The following is a 15,451-nucleotide window of genomic DNA, read 5'->3' as shown; positions in this document are numbered from 1 at the left end:
CCACGCACAGCGCTTCGCCCCCGGTTGGCGCAATCTGCGCAAGATGGTCACCTGACCCGCGGCGTTTCCGCCAACAGTTGCAGCAAGTATCTGCCGTAGTGGCTTTTTACGAGCGGGGAGGCGAGCCGACTCAACTGCTCTGCATCGATCCAGCGATGACGGTACGCGATTTCTTCCGGGCATGCCACCATCAGCCCCTGGCGCTTCTGCAACGTGGAGACCAGCAGCGCCGCCTCGATGAGCGAATCATGCGTGCCGGTGTCGAGCCAGGCATAGCCGCGGCCCATGATGTCGACGCTTAGCTTGCCCGCTGCGAGGTAGCGCGAATTGATGTCGGTAATCTCCAGTTCGCCGCGGGCAGATGGCCGGATATCTGCCGCAATGTCGCACACCTCATGGTCGTAAAAGTACAGACCGGTCACCGCATAGCTGGACCGTGGCGAAGCGGGCTTTTCCTCGATCGACAATGCGCGGAAGTCTTCATCGAATTCGACCACGCCATACCGCTCGGGATCGTGGACGTGATAGGCAAATACCGTGGCGCCTTCCTCGCGTCGGCTCGTCCGGGTCAGTTGTCTGGCGAGATCGTGCCCATAGAAAATGTTGTCGCCGAGGATCAGCGCCGATGGATCCCGGCCGACAAACTCACGTCCGATGATAAATGCCTGCGCCAGCCCATCGGGCGAAGGCTGTTCCGCGTACCGGATGTCGAGACCCCACTGGCTGCCATCACCGAGCATGCCGGCAAAGCGAGGGGTGTCCTGCGGGGTGGAAATGACCAGCACGTCGCGAATGCCGGCAGTCATCAACGTTGACAGCGGGTAGTAGATCATCGGCTTGTCGTAGACCGGCAGCAGTTGCTTGGAAACGCTCTGCGTGACCGGATACAGTCGGGTGCCGGATCCACCGGCCAGAATGATGCCTTTTCGGGTCATGCCTGAATCTCCGTCGTGGATGGTCTTTCCTGTATCTTCAGGATCGATGCGCTGGAAGCTGTTTCGCGGCGATAGCAGACCGCGAAGGCCGCGGCTCCGAACGCTTCAGTCAGGATGACGGAAATCACCGTCCCTTCGGCGCCCAGGTACCACACAAGTGGGACCACATAAACGAGATGGAGCAACGTCGCCGCCGCGTAGATGTTCTGCACGAGGCGGTGGCGCCCCAACGCGAGCAGGCCAAGGTTGCCGAAAACAAAGGCAATGCTGGTAACCGGCAGCAGCACGCCCTCCAGCCGCAGCAAGAAGATCGCGGCGTGGAACGGTTCGCCCAGCCACATCCGGATGCCAAGATCCGCGAACAGCTCGATCGCGATGAACATCGCCACCGAGCTGCCGAACACCGCCAGCATGGCCTTGCGCATCAGCGCCTGCGCTGCGGCAGCATCCGTGGCGTTGTACTGGCTGATACGCGGGAAGAACGCGGTGCCGATGACGGTAAAGACAGTCTGGCCCGCAATGCGGATCTTGTCCGCCATGGAGAATTGCCCGACCGCGACCGGGCCGTGGAAATAATTGAGCAGGATCGCGTTGAAGTTCACGTAGAAGCTGACCAGCACAAGGGAAAGGAACACTGGATACCCCTCGCGCAAGGACGCCACGATCGCGCGCATTGGCACGGCGACCAGCGTGGCAATGCGCTGCCGGTGCACCTCCCATAGCGCTGCGGCGGCCAGGATGGCAGTGCCGATGCTGATCCCCAGCGCCGCCAGCGCTGCATCGCCGGGCCCCCGAACCCACGCGATGACGCATGAAAGACTGACCGCCTTGGAGATGAAATTTGGCAGCACGAGCGACTTCATGCGCTCCTGCCCCTGGTACAGCCAGAACGGAGTGATCGCGTTGGCGACGACGCCTACGAACGCCGCGGCCAGGATCTCCCAGTGCTCCCGCAAGCTTGGCACCATGCCCACCGCGCCCAGCATGAGCAGCGCCGACACAAGGGTCAACAGCAGTTTGGCGCCCATGGTGGCTGAGTACACCTCGGCCACCGCTTGCGGATCGTCGCGTTGCAGGGACACCAGGCGGGTCGCCGTGAGATTGTGGCCATAGTCGGTCAGCAGAATCAGGTATTGCGCCAGCGCCTGGCAGTAGGCCAGGACGCCAAACTCCTTGACGCCAAGCACTCGGCCCAGAAACGGTAAGAGCAGTAGCGGGAACAGGTAGTTGCCTGCCTGGATGAGGAGAAGGTAGGCAGCGGTCGCACGGATCGATGGGGGCATGGGCTTGTTGATATATGGAGACGTCATGGTGGGCCCGGTAGCGGGGCGCTGCGCCTGGCATGGTGCGGGGGCACCTTGTGCGAGATCCGGTGTCGGGCCGGCTGGCCGAAGCATTGGAAGACCAGCCAAAGCAGCGCGAGCGGCACGAAGTTCCGCCCGCTGAACAGGTTCGGCACGCGCAGTATCTCCATCAGCGACACCAGCAGCACGGCATGGGCGCAACACCAGAAGCCATCGCCCGCCCTCCAGCCGGCGTAGCTGCGTGCCAGCATCCAGCCCATGAGCGCTGCCAGCAGCAGTGCGAACCATCCCCACTCGTAGAAGTGCACGAAGATACCGGACGGATTGTTGAACTCGGGATCGCCAAAGTTATTCAGAAACAGCCCGTAGCCGTTGCCGCCACCCACTAGCGGCCGGAAAAACTCCCCGAGTACGGGAAATCTGATGAGCCAGTCGAACGTAAAGGTTGGCTCGCCGGTTCCCCAGCCCATGATCGTCAGCAGGCCAGCGCCGTTGTTCAGCGCGGTCGAGTAATACATCGCCAGCCGCTCAAGGGCGAAGTCGAGGATGTTGTCGTAGATGTTGACGTAGTAGGTTTGCCAGGAGCGGCTGTATTCGTTCGCGATGAAGAAGCCGATCATCGGCACGATCGCGGCGAAGGGTCCTAGCGCGAGCAGCACCGAGTGCCTCGGGAGGTTGCTGAAGCGGGCAGCCATCAGGGCCCAGGGAAGGAGTACCTCTACCAGCGCGAGCCGCTCGGCAAAAATGAAGCTGCGCAACAACGTCAGCACGCCCAGCACGACCATGTAGGCCTTGTAACGATTGAAGCCGCGCACAGGCGTGCGGAAGACATAGAAGTACAGCGGCACGTAAGCCACGGTGGCTTGCGTGAGCGTGCTGATGCCGGCAATGCGGCCCTTCAGTTCAAGGACGTCGTAGGTATTTGCTCCGCCGTTCAGGAAGGACAGGAGGATGGCAGGTTGGGCGATCACGCCGCCCATCATGACCAGGTAACCGGCCAGTGCGAGGCCGAACATGGCATCAAGGACTCGTACCGGAATTTCGGGGGGCTCGGCGCGGGCGGGCGGCACGAGGATACGTTCGGCGTATGCCGCGACGGTGAGTACACCGAGAAAGAGGGCCCCGGCAAGAGCATGGAAGCTGGTGAAGTAGACTCGCTCGATGGCCTTCTGTTCGCCAAGCAGGTCCAGTGCAATCAGCATGTATAGCGGCAGGATGAAGTACAGCAGTAGCCTGGCGGGGTCTTCCCACCAATAGCCTTCATGGTGATCGGGCGTGTTGGGCATCGTAGCGGCTCCGTCAGCGCGGCAGCGATTCGAGCGTGTCGGCGATCACCGGCACCGGCAACGCTGCCACGTCGCGCTGGATGTCAGCCGAATGGCCAATCCCTGCGAGCGGCGTGGTCGATGCCTGCGCCATCGCGCTGCGCACCATGGCGAGAAACTCCCGCCGGAAACGCTCGGGTGAGAACTGGAGCGCATTGCGCCGGCATGCGGCAGGGTTGAATGGTCCGCTCTCCTCGAATCGGCACACGGCGCGCACGATGTCTTCTACGGTCTGGCGCGGAAAGAAGACGCCGGTGCGGATATTACGGTCCAGGCTGTCAATGACCGTCTCGCGAGAACCGCCCCGTCCCAGGGCGATCAGCGGTGTCCCGCACGCCTGCGCTTCCAGGGCCACAATGCCGAAATCTTCTTCCGCTGCAAAGACAAAGGCACGGGCGCGTTGCATATGGTCGATCAGCACGTCCGTCGACTGATAGCCGAGCAGCTGGACGTTGGAGGGCGCCATGTCCCGGATGCGTGCGAGATCAGGACCGGCGCCGATGACAACCAGACGTTTGTCCGGCATGGCAGCAAAGGCTTCGACGATCAGCCCGACCTTCTTGTACGGCACCAGACGCGATGCGGTGAGGAAGAAATCCTCGCGGCGATCGCCCAGGCTGAACCGTTCAATATCGACTGGGGGGTAGATCACCGAGGCATCGCAGCCGTAGACCTTGCGGATGCGACGCGCGACGTAGGCGGAGTTGGCCACGAACAGGTCGACACCGTGTGCGGTCCGGTGGTCCCAGATCCGCATGTAATGCAGGATGGCGCGGGCCAGCCAGCTCTTGAGGCCACGGGTCAGGCGGGATTCTTCCAGGTATTGATGTTGCAGGTCCCACGCGTAGCGGATCGGTGAATGCACATAGCTGACATGCAGCTGGCCGGGGCCGGTGATCACGCCCTTGGCCACGGCATGGCTGGACGAGATCACCAGGTCGTATCCGGACAGGTCGAACTGCTCCACCGCCAGCGGCATCAAGGGCAGATAGGCGCGAAACGACTGCCGGGCGCGCGGCAGGTGCTGGATGAAGGACGTCCTGGCATGCTTGCCTTGCAGGACGGCCCGCTCTGCGTCCGGGAAAAAGTCAACCACGCTGAACAGGTCGGCATCAGGCCAGATCTTCAGAATCTGTTCGAGGACGCGTTCGGAGCCGGCGTAGGTAGTCAGCCACTCGTGTACCACCGCGACCCTGCCGAACTCGTCTGCGGTGCGCAATGGGGGAGGATTCATCGCCGTGGGAGCCATGGAGTGATCTCGCTAAGTAGCTTGGCGGCAGTGGTGCGCCATGAATTCCGTTCCACGTGGGCATAACCTTGCGCGCGCAATCTGTCTCGCAAGGTGCTGTCACGCATGACGTAAGTCAGCAGCTCGCCAAGTTCGCGAGCGCTGGTCGGGCGGAAATAGAGCGCGGCGTTGCCGCAGGCCTCGCGCACCGAAGGCAGATTGGACGCAAGGACCGGACAGCCAAGCGTCATGGCTTCCACGGGGGGCAAGCCATAGCCTTCATAGAGCGACGGGAAAACAAAGCAGGCAGCATGGCGGAACAATGCCTTGAGGTCGTCGTCATCAACATAGCCCACGCGTTTGACGAAATCTGGCGCTACCTGCTGCACCGACTGGAACACGGGCAACGTGGCCCCCACGATGACCACTTCGTATTCCGTCGTCTTGAGCAGCTCGATGGCCTCTACCACGAGCCTGAAGTTCTTGTGGTGGCTGGCACTACTGACAGCCAGGACGTAGGGCCGGCCCGATAGCTGGAACTTTCTGCGGACGTCCGGGGCTTGCGGCAGGCGCTGCATGTGATCACCGCTCATTGGCAGCACGCCGATCTTGCGGTCGGGAATGCGATAGGCCTGGGAGAGTTCGCGGCGTGAGAACTCCGACACAGTGAGCACACGCCGCGCGATGCGTCCGACCCACGGTGCCATGATGCGGTACCAGGCGCGGAACGCGCGTGTGTAGGCTTGCGGAATCCGTACTGGCGCGGCGTCATGCATGACTGTGACCTGGTTCGGAAACAGCAACGGCGCCGCGTTGCAAAGGTTCAGCAGCAGCGTGCCGCGGGCAGCGAGCGCCAGGCTGACCTGCTCCCAGTATTGGCCCGTGCCGCCATGGACCGTCCGGATCCGCAAGTGCGGGAACTGCTGTGGATCCACCTTGACGGATGCCGGCACCAGAATCTCGAACGACAGCCCGGCAGTAATAGGGTCGTGGTCCGCAACGAGTTGGTCGATGCCGCGTACGACTTCGTAGGCAAAGCGGTCGACGCCGGTCGCGCGCCTGCCCAGGAAGCGGCCGTTGATGGAGACGGTTGCGGAGGCGGACACGGTGGCCATTTCCGATACGGTTCAGTACCCCGCACGGGCGAGGGGATTGGCGATGTAGCGAACCGCCCGATTGCTGATGGATGCCACCGGCACCAGGCAAAGTGCGGTCAGGCACCATACGGCGAGCTTCTTGCGCGCGCTCCAGAAGGGATTGGCGGCAACCGTATGAAAGTAGCGGCTGGACTCATGACGGAACCAGCGCCATCGCCGAGTCAACGGCGCGCCATGGAGAAGGGTGGCAAAGTGGGCCTTCTCCGCGGAGAAATCCAGAAATTCGGCAGGCAGGACGACGCCAAGCCGTTCCCAGGCCAGCCCGCGCAGGATGGCCCAGCGCCGGGCAGACTGCCTGGCTCCCGCCAGTGCATCTTCGGCATTGGCGAGCGACAGGTTGGCGCTGCCCGCATCGCCTGCTTGCGCCGTGGTATGCCGGTGCACGCGATAGCGGCCGAGCGCACGATCAAGCGAGCCAACGCTGCCGACCAGCGCAATGCCATAGATGGCGTAGAAGTCGGCACCGTGTATGTTGTCTGCGGTGACCGGGACAGGAAAGATGCGCCGGAGTGCATCCACGCGATAGGCGTTTCCCGACCCGGGCGGTGACGGGTACAGCCATCCGTCCCGCAGCCGCATGCCGCAGTCTGTCACGTCGCTGGATTGCGGAACCTGCACCCCGGTGAGGGTCCCGTCCTCGGTCATTACCTCCAGTCGGAACTGAACCTTGACATAGTCGCCGGCTGCGAAGGCGGCCAGCACCGCCTCGGCGGCGTCCGGCTGCAACTGGTCGTCGGCGTCAAGGAAGATCACGCAGGGCGTATCGAGCCGACGCAGCGCGTGATTGTAGGCCGAGACCTGCCCGCCGTTTGGCTGGAACACGGCTTCTATCCTGTCGCCGTAGCCCAGGATGATGTCACGCGAACCATCGCTGGAGCCGTCGTCGATCACCATTACCCTGACCCCTGGCGCCGTCTGGCATAGCGCGGAGTCAATGGCTCCCCCCAGGTACGGCGCGTAGTTGTAGTTGCAGATGACGATCGTCAGAAGGGCGGGGGAGGAGTTGGTCGGCATGACGGCCTCTGCGGTGGATGTTGGCTACAGGGAATAGTCGGCGTGCAAGCCGAGGCGGCATGCCTCGCCGTCGGCGATCGCGCGCTCCAGCAGAGCGAGCCTGGCAGCAGCACCATGACGTCTGCCGTAGATCCGCAGCAGGGCGAGGAAGACGAGGCGGTTCAGGCGGTATGTCAGGCTGGAGGTCGACCAGTAGTGCTTGTCGAACCATGCCTGGTTGCGGCTGCTGTAGTAGGCGCGGAAGTCCGACCGGCTCAACAGCAGGCACTCGAAATGATTCTTCCAGTCTCGCTTGACGTTCCACGATCCCTCCAGGTCTTCCAGGCGGGCGCCGGTTACCAGCGCAATGCGGCCGCCGCGCGCGGTCAGGCGCCATGTGTATTCGATGTCGTCCGCATACAGCACGAGCTGCCGTTCCGGCAAGCCGAGATCGAGGTAGAGATCGCGGTGCCCGAGGAAGCCGCCATACGGCGCAAAAGGCAACGGCAGGACTTCCGGCATGTCCGTCGGCTTCGGGCGGCCCCACGGCGTGCGGCGCCATAGCTTGTAGGGAATGCGGGCCACATGAAAGCCGAAGTAGCTGGAGCGCGGCGGCATCGCCAGCGCCACAGGCACACCCATCGCGATATCGGCCTGGTGATCCGGGCGGAAGCCAAGCACCGCCGCACGGTTGCGGCCAAATCCGCGCGTCAGCCGATCCAGCTGATGGCAGAGGACGTCGAGTGCGCCGGGGCACGGGGCATTGTCATCGTCCATCAGCCACAGGTAGTCCGTGTCGCGGCTGAGCGCTGCGTCGATGCCTACGGCATAGCCATTGGCCGACCCGGTGTTGGTCGGCAACCGGATCACGGTAACCCGCGCGCCCCAGTCGTCCTCGAGCCGGCTAAGGTCGGACGAGGAATTGTTGCTGACGATCACAGCGTGCGCCACGCCCTCGTGCTCGAACGCCCGCTGCAAGAGTTCGGCGCAAAAGTGCAGGCGCGCGCCGTAGGTTACGGTGACCAACGTGATGCGCTTGTGATGGGTGTATTTCATAACTGCCTTTTTTCTGCTGATTACCGCTCATTTCCGCTGATCATGCAGGCGCGCCCGGGCGGGACGCGTCGGCACCGTAGGCATAGCTGTAGCGGTGCAGGTGGCCGGTGAAGTCGTTGAAGATCACGCCCCGTACGGCGACGTCGGCCTGCGCCAGTCGGCGCGTGCTTTCGTCGATCTGTTCCACCGTGGTGACCCGGTGCCGTGCCACGATGAAGACAGTGCCCGCCATGCGTCCCAGCACAAGCGCATCTGCCACCGGCAGCAATGGCGGTCCGTCAAGCACCACCATGTCGTACTGGCCGGCAACGCGTTGAACAAGTGTGGCCAGTTCTGGCTGCAGCAACAGCTCGCTTGGCCCGGACATGTGCCATCCGGTGGCCAGGAAATCGAGACCGTGCGATACATCGTGGCGAAGCACGTCCTCGTACCGGCTCGTACCAGCGATCACCTCGGCCAGTCCCGGACCGCGGTCCACATGGAATCGCTTGTGCAGCACGCCATTGCGCAGGTCGGCGTCAATCAGCAGCACCCGCCGCTTCGAGGCACCCGCCAGCGTGGCGAGATTGGCGGCTACGAAGGACTTGCCAACCCCGCCCGTAGGGCCGGTGATCAGCACCACACGGTTGGGTGCATCGTTCAAGGCGAAGTGCAGCGTGGTGCGGACGGCGCGCAGGCTTTCGATCGCTGCATCGGGCAACAACGTGCGGTCTGTGCTGCCCGCGAGCATGCGGGGCCAGGCAGGGCGGAAATCGGAAGTCAGTCGGCTGCGCGGCACCGTGGCATAAACCGGCAGCCCCGTGCCTGCCTCGATCTCCTCGCGGTCCTGGACGGTACCCGCCACGCGGCGGCGGAGGACGGCCAGGACCACGCCTGCCAGCAAACCGGTTAGCAGCGAACCGCCCACTGCGACGCCGCGCCGCGGCATGATCGGCGTCTCGGGTGGCGTCGCGGGGTCGATCAGTCGCACATTGGCGACCTTGCCGGCGCGCACCAGGGTAAGCTGCTGGCGGGCGTTAAGGCGGCTCGTGTAGAGCTCGGTGTCCACCTGCATGTTGCGCTGCAATTGCAGGACCTTCTGCTCGATCAGGGGCAGTCTGCGCGTACGCGCCTCGATGACAGAGAGCTCTGCCATGGCTCCCTGCAACTGGCCGTCGAGTGCCAGCAGTGCGGGATGCTTGTCCGTGTAACGGATGGACAGTTCCTGGCGCTTCTGCCGCAGGTCGACGACGCGCGTTTCGGCTTCCACGGATTGCTGGAGCAGGGCGCGCGCCTCCTGGCTGGTGTCCACGGTGCCCTGTTGCGCACGAAACGCGTTGTAGCGGCTTTCCGATTCCTCCAGTTGCCGCTTGAGCTGCGGCAATTGCTCATCCAGGAAGCGAATGGATTTGTCGGCCTCTTCCGAGCGGCGTCGCACGTTTTGCTCGACGTACTCCTTGCCCACCTCATTCAGGATCTGGCTGGCGCGGACCGGGTCGACGCTGTCCAGCGCCACGCCGATGATGCTCGATTGCTTGCCGCGTTCCCCGATGGCCATGGTCCGTTGCAGCCATTCGGTGGTGGCGATCTCGGAGTAGCGCCTGATCGAAAAGCTCGCGCCCGGCTCGCCGTCGGCGGCGCGGACCAGCAGGTCGATCGGTCCATGCAGGGTTTCGGCATGTAGCGGCATACCGACCTTGCCGTGAAGCATTAGCAGCGGCGCGTCCCACGAGCCGGGCAGGGAGAGGACATAAGCACCCTCATGACCGAGCGTCAGCACGAAGGCCTTGCCCTGCTGGGAAGCCGGCACGTCGAACATCGCCACGTCGATGCGTTCCGCGCCGTACACGTAGCCACCGAGCGGATGCGACAAGCCATCCGTGCGCGCGGCGAGCCACCACCCAATCACCGGCACATAGCGGGGACCGGCCTCGATATACAGCTTGAGCTTCTCGACCGCGCGTGATACCACCATGCGCGAGTTCAGCACCTGGATTTCAGAAGTCGTGTCCGGCTTGATCTCGGAGGTCAGCTTGGGGTCATCGGACGTGGACCGGGTCCCGATGGAACTGGGTTCGACCTGGATCAGGATGTCGGAGCGGTAGAGGGGGCGCGTGAACAATGCATACGCGATTCCGGCGAGCAGGCACACGGAAGTGGCGACCACGATCAGCCACCTGCCGGCGTACAGTGTCGTCAGATTGTTCAGGGCTCGGGCCGGTGCGCGACCGGGCAGTTCATAGACCGGGTTCGCGATGTAAGGGCTCTTCATGCCGCACTCCTGCGTGGGTATCGATCGTGCATAGGCGCTGATTTCACGGGACAAGCGCCCGGCCGACGGTCGCAGTCTGGGCGGTGGGCAACAGCAGGTTGACAACGCGGCTCCAGCGAACCAGCGCCGACGCATCGACGAACACCACATCGTTGGCCTGCAGCGAAAAGCCGTCTGCCAACGCCATCGCCGATGGCGTACTCGCGTCGAGGTGGTACACCACTGGCTTGTTGCCATTGTCCCCACGCACGACATACACGTGTCGCGCGTCGCCAGAGTACTGGCTGACGCCACCGGCATCGCCAAGCGCCTGGTTCAGGCTCAGCTTGCCGTTATTAAGCGTCAGTGTGGACGCCCGTGCCACTTCGCCAAGTACGAAAACCTTGCTGTCGGTGGCGGCGTAGAAACGTACCAGGTCGCCGTCGCGCAGCAGGATGTCGGATGGATTCCCGCCCTTGGCGATGAGGTCTGGCAGGTTGATGCGTACGGTCTTGTCGCCACGTGTCAGGGCCACCCAGGAGCGGTCCGCTGTCGCGGTGAAGCCACCGGCGCGATTGATCGCCTCGGGTAGGGTCATTGGCACATCATTGATGATCTGCAGGCCGGGGCTCTGCACGGCGCCGTCCAGATAGACGCGCTTGCTGCGATATGCCTGGATGCGCAGGGTGATCTGCGGATTGCGCACGTACTCGGACAGGCGCCTGGCGAGGAGCTCGCGCGCATCAGCCTCGGTGAGGCCCGCTACAGGGACCATGCCGACGAAAGCGAACTGCACCATGCCGCGAGCGTCCACGGTATAGCCGGTTACCACCGCGTTGGAGCCGGCAGTATCCACGCCGCTAGTGACCTGCAGCGCCGGCATGTTCAGTTCCGGATGGCCCCACACCACGATGCTCAGCACGTCGCCGGGCCCCAATACATAGGCGCGTGGCTTGTCGAACAGCGCGCGAACCTCCTGCGGCACACCCTGGGGCCGGGCGGCTTGCTGTGCATCGATCAGGGTGCCGGTAATCTCGACCAGGTTGTCGGGAGTGACCGACTGCACGCCTTTTATCGATGGCAGCTCGGGTACGGTCCCCACGGACGACGGCTGCGTCGCGCGAGCGGCATCGGGCAGAGGACCGGACTGGGACTGGAACGACATCCCCGGCGCCATCGTGCAGGCGCCGAGGAGGGCCGCCAGGCCTGGCAGCAGCGTCGCCGCCAGGATCCGGCCACGCAGCTGGTCAGTACGCGCCGCGGCCATGCAGGACCACCCCGATCGTCTTGAACAGGATTCCGATGTCACCCAGGAACGACCAGTTCCTGACGTAGGCGACGTCGAGCGAGACGCGCGTCCCGTAATCCGTTTCATTGCGGCCACTGACCTGCCAGGGGCCGGTAATGCCGGGAAGGACGCGGAGGTAATACGCCGCAGCGTCGCCGTACCGCTCGAGCTCCTTCTCGACGACGGGGCGCGGACCGACAAGGCTCATGTCGCCGCGCACAACATTCCACAGTTGTGGCAATTCATCGATGCTGGTACGCCGGATGAAGCGCCCGAGCGGGGTGACCCGGACATCGTTCCTGAGCTTGAAATCCTTTTCCCATTCGGCGCGCGCCGCCGGGTCGGTCGCCAGCAATTCCTTCAGCACGGCGTCTGCGTTGAGCACCATCGAACGAAACTTCAGGCACTTGAACTTCCTGCCATCCACGCCAACGCGGGTGTGTCCGAACACGCAGGGTCCGCCGTCACGCATCACCAGCATTGCCACCATGGCCAGCAGTGGCGACAGCAGCAGCAACAGCGCAAGCGCTGCAGCGACATCGAACGCCCGCTTGGCGCCCAGTCCCAGCGGTGACGGAAATCGCAGGTCCACGCCTGCTGGCAACGGCTGCGAGGGCGCCCCGAATGCCGCCATTGCGCCGGACAAGCCAGTCTCCATGCCCGGCGCGGCAGCAGAGGCCGCGGTCAGGCGGCTGGGGACGATACCGGATCTTGCAAAGAGTGATTTCACTGTAAACATGACGACGCTCCATGGTAGAGGTTGGACTGCAGTCGATCTCCCTTGGCGCTGGCTGCGGCTGTCGGACGGCCGTCAGCCGCAGCGCCCGTAGGTGTCGGCGATGCGGACAATGTCGTCCTCGCCGAGATACGCGCCGGACTGCACCTCGATGATCTCGAGCGGCAGCTTTCCGGGGTTCTCGAGCCGGTGCGTCACGCCGATGGGGATGTAAGTGGATTCGTTCTCGCTGAGCAGGAACTGCTCGTTCCCACGCGTGACCCGCGCGGTGCCGCGGACCACCGTCCAGTGCTCCGCGCGGTGGTGGTGCAACTGCAAGGAGAGAGCGGCGCCGGGATGCACCACGATGCGCTTGACCTGGAAGCGCTCGCCATGGTCGAGCGAGTCATAGCTGCCCCATGGCCGCTGAACCTTTCGATGGGTCTCGGCCTCCGGCCCATGCTGGCGCGCGATGCGCTCGACCAGGCCCTTGACCGCCTGGACCCGCGAGCGGTCCACCACCAGCACGGCATCGGCGGTTTCGACCACGATCAGATTGACCGTACCCACGCAGGCCACCAGCCGTCCCTCCGAATGGGCGTAGCACGAGGAGGCGCCCTCGAACATCACGCGGCCGCGCGCGGCATTGCAGTCGTCGTCCTTGTCGATGGCATCCCATACGGCATCCCAAGAACCGAGGTCAGACCAGCCCGCCTCCAGCGGGACCACAACGCCTTTGAGCGCGTCGGCGCGCGCCAGGTGCTCCATCACGGCATAGTCGATCGAGTCCGATGGCACCTCGGTGAACGACGCCGCGTGCGGATAAAAGAACGCGCCGTCGCTGCGGCCGGCCGTGCAGGCGCTCACGCAGGCTACGTGCATCGCCGGCTGAAGCTGTTGCAGCGCGGTCAGCCAGGTGCTGGCGCGCACCACGAAGATGCCGCTGTTCCACCAGTATTCGCCGGACGCGAGGTACTGCGCCGCAAGTTCGGCGGCGGGCTTCTCCACGAACGCGTCGATCCGGCGTGCCATGCCTTCGAGCTGCGCACCGAGCCGGATATAGCCGAAGCCCGTGTCGGCGCGCGTAGGCGGCACCCCGAGTGTGGCGATGGCCCCTTGTTCTGCAAAGCGTGCCGCGCGCAGTACGGCGAGGCGGAACGCCTTGCCATCGGCAATCACGTGGTCCGCGGGCATGGCGACGAGGATGCTGTCGTTGCCCTGCTCGCAGGCCAGCAGCGCGGCGAGCGTCAGTGCCGGCGCCGTATTGCGCCCGACTGGCTCAACGACGATACGCGCGTCCACCCCTGCCTCGGCCAGTTGCTGCGCAGCCATGAAACGGTGTGCTTCGCCGCAGACGATGATCGGCGCGGCGTCAGCGCTGGCGCTGCCATGGAGGCCGGCCAGGCGGCGTACGGTGGTCTGCAGCAGGGAATCGCGGCCAATGATGTCGATCAGCTGCTTGGGAAAGTGCTTGCGCGACAGGGGCCACAACCGGGTGCCGGAGCCCCCGGCAAGCACCACCGCCGCAAGCCGCATGCCCAGGGCGGGCGGCGATGCCCGGTCCTGCCCGGCGAGCGCATCGGTGGCGGTGTCATCCACTACATCCAGCGGGTCCGTTGTGCGCATGATCTGCTCCTGTCCGGCGTGGGCTGCAGCAAGGAAACGGGGAAGCCGTCTTTGTTGCAGCGAAGCATAGACGCGCCGAAAAGCCTCAGAAGCGGACTGGCGGAAAATGCAGAATGATTGGCCGATTAACCTGAAAATCCATTATCAAAAGTAATGCGCGAGCCACCTATAGCTACGGGAGAAAATGCTGAAATATATGGAATGGCAACGGCGCCACTTGGAATTCGGTCGCAATGCCCATAATTCTGGCGATCCGTTACTTTCTGTAACGACTTGCCCAATCCCAGTGCAGGGGCCACTCTATTGGACATTCAGTCATTATCTTTGCCGAATTTAAAATCCCAGAATTAGGGAAAGTGGCTCAAATCAGATACATCACATGATTGGCACGCCGCATTTTTGCAGAAAACCAACTAGTGCCAAGTAATGATCCGCCAACATAGCGGAACTTTCAGCCAGTCGACCCTGCGCGGCGTCCAATTGCCGTTATGATGCAATGCAACAGATTTGATTTTTGGATTGGACGCAAGGGGGTAGTGATGCCATGGAGCACCTTGTCGATATGCCGCCGCCGGTCCGGTCCCTCGGTCCGCTACCGGTAGCCGGCCAACGGGAAATTCAGCGCATCGGGTTGCTGTTGTTTGAAGGCTGCTCGCTGCTGACTGCCGGCATCATCGCGGAAGCCTTCCGCGTGGCCAACGAACTCGAACTCCTGCGTCGCAGGCGACCTGTCTACCAGCTCTCCCTCTTGTCTTACCGCGGCGGCAATGTCGCGTGCTCCTCTTCCATCCGGATCTGGACGCAGAGCCTGGACGCGCTGGGTCAGCGAGGCTTCAATGCGATCTTTATTGCCTGCAGCGAGCGCGAGCCGGTCGTTGAGCGCGATGCGCGGCTCATGACCGCCATGCTCGAGATCAGCGCAATGGTGCTGGAGCGCTCCCGCGCGGGACGGGAGCCGATCCTGCCCCGCGTCTCCCGGGCACATCCGCTGCGTATCGCCGAGAGGGACAACGTCGTCGGCACCAGCCATGCCGCGCCTTCCGTATTCTGGTGCCGGGGAGGCGTGGACTCCGCTCCGGACGTCATGCCCTCGGCCGTCGATATGGCTCTGGCACAGATCGAGTCGGACCTTGGCTTCGTCATGGCCCGGGAAGTTGCAAGGCAGCTCGCGCCGCAACGGGACATGCCGATGGTGCGCCCGGATGCCGAGGAAGCTGGCGACGCGCCCGACATCGCATCGTCCGAAACCAACGAAAAGATTCGCGCGTCGGCACGGTGGATCGCGGAGCATTACACGGAGGCGATCTCGGTGGCCGACGCGGCGCGCGTTGCCGCCATGAGCGAGCGCAACTACCTGCGGCGCTTCAAGTGGGCCTTGGGCGTGACGCCGTCGGAGTACTTGCTTCGCGCGCGGCTAGACATGATTTGTCGGCTGCTGATGGAAACGGACCTGCCGGTCGACAAAATAGCGCGGCGCTGCGGGATGGGAAACGGAGACCGGCTCGCCAAGATTTTCCGCAAGCGCTTCTCGCTGTCGCCCACGGCGTACCGCAATCAGGGCAAGACAAAGCAGTGCGAGACAACCTAGCTACTG

The 15,451-nt window shown here is 63.8% G+C and carries 11 protein-coding genes and 1 pseudogene; 1 reads left to right on the top strand and 11 read right to left on the bottom strand.

Features of this window, described 5'->3' with window-relative positions:
* Nucleotides 1-47: 47 nt before the first annotated feature.
* The 11 genes and pseudogenes from rfbA to C265_RS16975 all read right to left on the bottom strand — a co-directional run bounded on the left by rfbA (nucleotide 48) and on the right by C265_RS16975 (nucleotide 13,857).
* Nucleotides 48-935, bottom strand: coding sequence for a glucose-1-phosphate thymidylyltransferase RfbA (rfbA, locus tag C265_RS17025; protein WP_010812065.1), 888 nt, complete (start codon nucleotides 933-935; stop codon nucleotides 48-50).
* Nucleotides 932-2,218, bottom strand: a complete 1,287-nt coding sequence (locus C265_RS17020) for an oligosaccharide flippase family protein (RefSeq protein WP_010812064.1) — start codon at nucleotides 2,216-2,218, stop codon at nucleotides 932-934. The genes rfbA and C265_RS17020 overlap by 4 nt, the downstream gene beginning before the upstream one ends.
* A 23-nt stretch (nucleotides 2,219-2,241) precedes the next feature.
* Entirely contained in the window at nucleotides 2,242-3,525 is a 1,284-nt protein-coding gene (locus C265_RS17015; RefSeq protein ID WP_010812063.1) for an oligosaccharide repeat unit polymerase, read from the bottom strand.
* 13 nt (nucleotides 3,526-3,538) lie between these two features.
* On the bottom strand, nucleotides 3,539-4,813 hold the full coding sequence (locus tag C265_RS17010; RefSeq protein ID WP_011615360.1) for a glycosyltransferase family 4 protein: 1,275 nt from the start codon (nucleotides 4,811-4,813) through the stop codon (nucleotides 3,539-3,541).
* Nucleotides 4,795-5,907, bottom strand: coding sequence for a glycosyltransferase family 1 protein (locus C265_RS17005; RefSeq protein WP_010812061.1), 1,113 nt, complete (start codon nucleotides 5,905-5,907; stop codon nucleotides 4,795-4,797). Before C265_RS17005 ends, C265_RS17010 begins: the two co-directional genes overlap by 19 nt.
* A gap of 12 nt (nucleotides 5,908-5,919) precedes the next feature.
* Nucleotides 5,920-6,963: a glycosyltransferase family 2 protein gene (locus C265_RS17000; protein ID WP_037024469.1), complete on the bottom strand. Its 1,044-nt coding sequence runs from the start codon at nucleotides 6,961-6,963 to the stop codon at nucleotides 5,920-5,922.
* A 24-nt stretch (nucleotides 6,964-6,987) separates the two neighbouring features.
* On the bottom strand, nucleotides 6,988-7,998 hold the full coding sequence (locus C265_RS16995) for a glycosyltransferase (protein WP_010812059.1): 1,011 nt from the start codon (nucleotides 7,996-7,998) through the stop codon (nucleotides 6,988-6,990).
* A 40-nt stretch (nucleotides 7,999-8,038) separates the two neighbouring features.
* Nucleotides 8,039-10,249 carry a GNVR domain-containing protein gene (locus C265_RS16990; RefSeq protein ID WP_010812058.1) on the bottom strand — a complete coding sequence of 737 codons (2,211 nt, stop codon included), beginning with the start codon at nucleotides 10,247-10,249 and terminating at the stop codon, nucleotides 8,039-8,041.
* A gap of 43 nt (nucleotides 10,250-10,292) precedes the next feature.
* Entirely contained in the window at nucleotides 10,293-11,495 is a 1,203-nt protein-coding gene (locus tag C265_RS16985) for a polysaccharide biosynthesis/export family protein (protein ID WP_010812057.1), read from the bottom strand.
* Nucleotides 11,476-12,069 (bottom strand): annotated as a pseudogene (locus C265_RS16980) (sugar transferase); the annotation flags it as partial. The pseudogene C265_RS16980 and the gene C265_RS16985, both read right to left, overlap by 20 nt.
* A gap of 258 nt (nucleotides 12,070-12,327) precedes the next feature.
* Nucleotides 12,328-13,857 carry a mannose-1-phosphate guanylyltransferase/mannose-6-phosphate isomerase gene (locus tag C265_RS16975; protein WP_010812055.1) on the bottom strand — a complete coding sequence of 510 codons (1,530 nt, stop codon included), beginning with the start codon at nucleotides 13,855-13,857 and terminating at the stop codon, nucleotides 12,328-12,330.
* Nucleotides 13,858-14,401: 544 nt separating this feature from the next.
* Between C265_RS16975 and C265_RS16970 the strand changes: the two genes are divergently transcribed.
* On the top strand, nucleotides 14,402-15,445 hold the full coding sequence (locus C265_RS16970; RefSeq protein ID WP_010812054.1) for a GlxA family transcriptional regulator: 1,044 nt from the start codon (nucleotides 14,402-14,404) through the stop codon (nucleotides 15,443-15,445).
* The last annotated feature ends 6 nt before the right edge of the window (nucleotides 15,446-15,451 follow it).

This window comes from Cupriavidus sp. GA3-3 (genome assembly GCF_000389805.1).
GTDB classification, from domain to species: domain Bacteria; phylum Pseudomonadota; class Gammaproteobacteria; order Burkholderiales; family Burkholderiaceae; genus Cupriavidus; species Cupriavidus necator_D.
The sequence above is the reverse complement of the archived record's forward strand: the minus strand, read 5'-3'. Positions and strand labels throughout refer to the sequence as shown.

Excerpts from the sequence above, each read along its gene's own strand:
- C265_RS16975 (WP_010812055.1), bottom strand. The coding sequence starts at position 13,857 with ATGCGCACAACGGACCCGCTGGATGTAGTGGATGACACCGCCACCGAT.
- C265_RS17010 (WP_011615360.1), bottom strand. The coding sequence starts at position 4,813 with ATGGCTCCCACGGCGATGAATCCTCCCCCATTGCGCACCGCAGACGAG.
- C265_RS17015 (WP_010812063.1), bottom strand. The coding sequence starts at position 3,525 with ATGCCCAACACGCCCGATCACCATGAAGGCTATTGGTGGGAAGACCCC.
- C265_RS16970 (WP_010812054.1), top strand. The coding sequence starts at position 14,402 with ATGGAGCACCTTGTCGATATGCCGCCGCCGGTCCGGTCCCTCGGTCCG.
- C265_RS17005 (WP_010812061.1), bottom strand. The coding sequence starts at position 5,907 with ATGGCCACCGTGTCCGCCTCCGCAACCGTCTCCATCAACGGCCGCTTC.
- C265_RS17020 (WP_010812064.1), bottom strand. The coding sequence starts at position 2,218 with ATGCCCCCATCGATCCGTGCGACCGCTGCCTACCTTCTCCTCATCCAG.
- rfbA (WP_010812065.1), bottom strand. The coding sequence starts at position 935 with ATGACCCGAAAAGGCATCATTCTGGCCGGTGGATCCGGCACCCGACTG.
- C265_RS17000 (WP_037024469.1), bottom strand. The coding sequence starts at position 6,963 with ATGCCGACCAACTCCTCCCCCGCCCTTCTGACGATCGTCATCTGCAAC.
- C265_RS16995 (WP_010812059.1), bottom strand. The coding sequence starts at position 7,998 with ATGAAATACACCCATCACAAGCGCATCACGTTGGTCACCGTAACCTAC.
- C265_RS16985 (WP_010812057.1), bottom strand. The coding sequence starts at position 11,495 with ATGGCCGCGGCGCGTACTGACCAGCTGCGTGGCCGGATCCTGGCGGCG.
- C265_RS16990 (WP_010812058.1), bottom strand. The coding sequence starts at position 10,249 with ATGAAGAGCCCTTACATCGCGAACCCGGTCTATGAACTGCCCGGTCGC.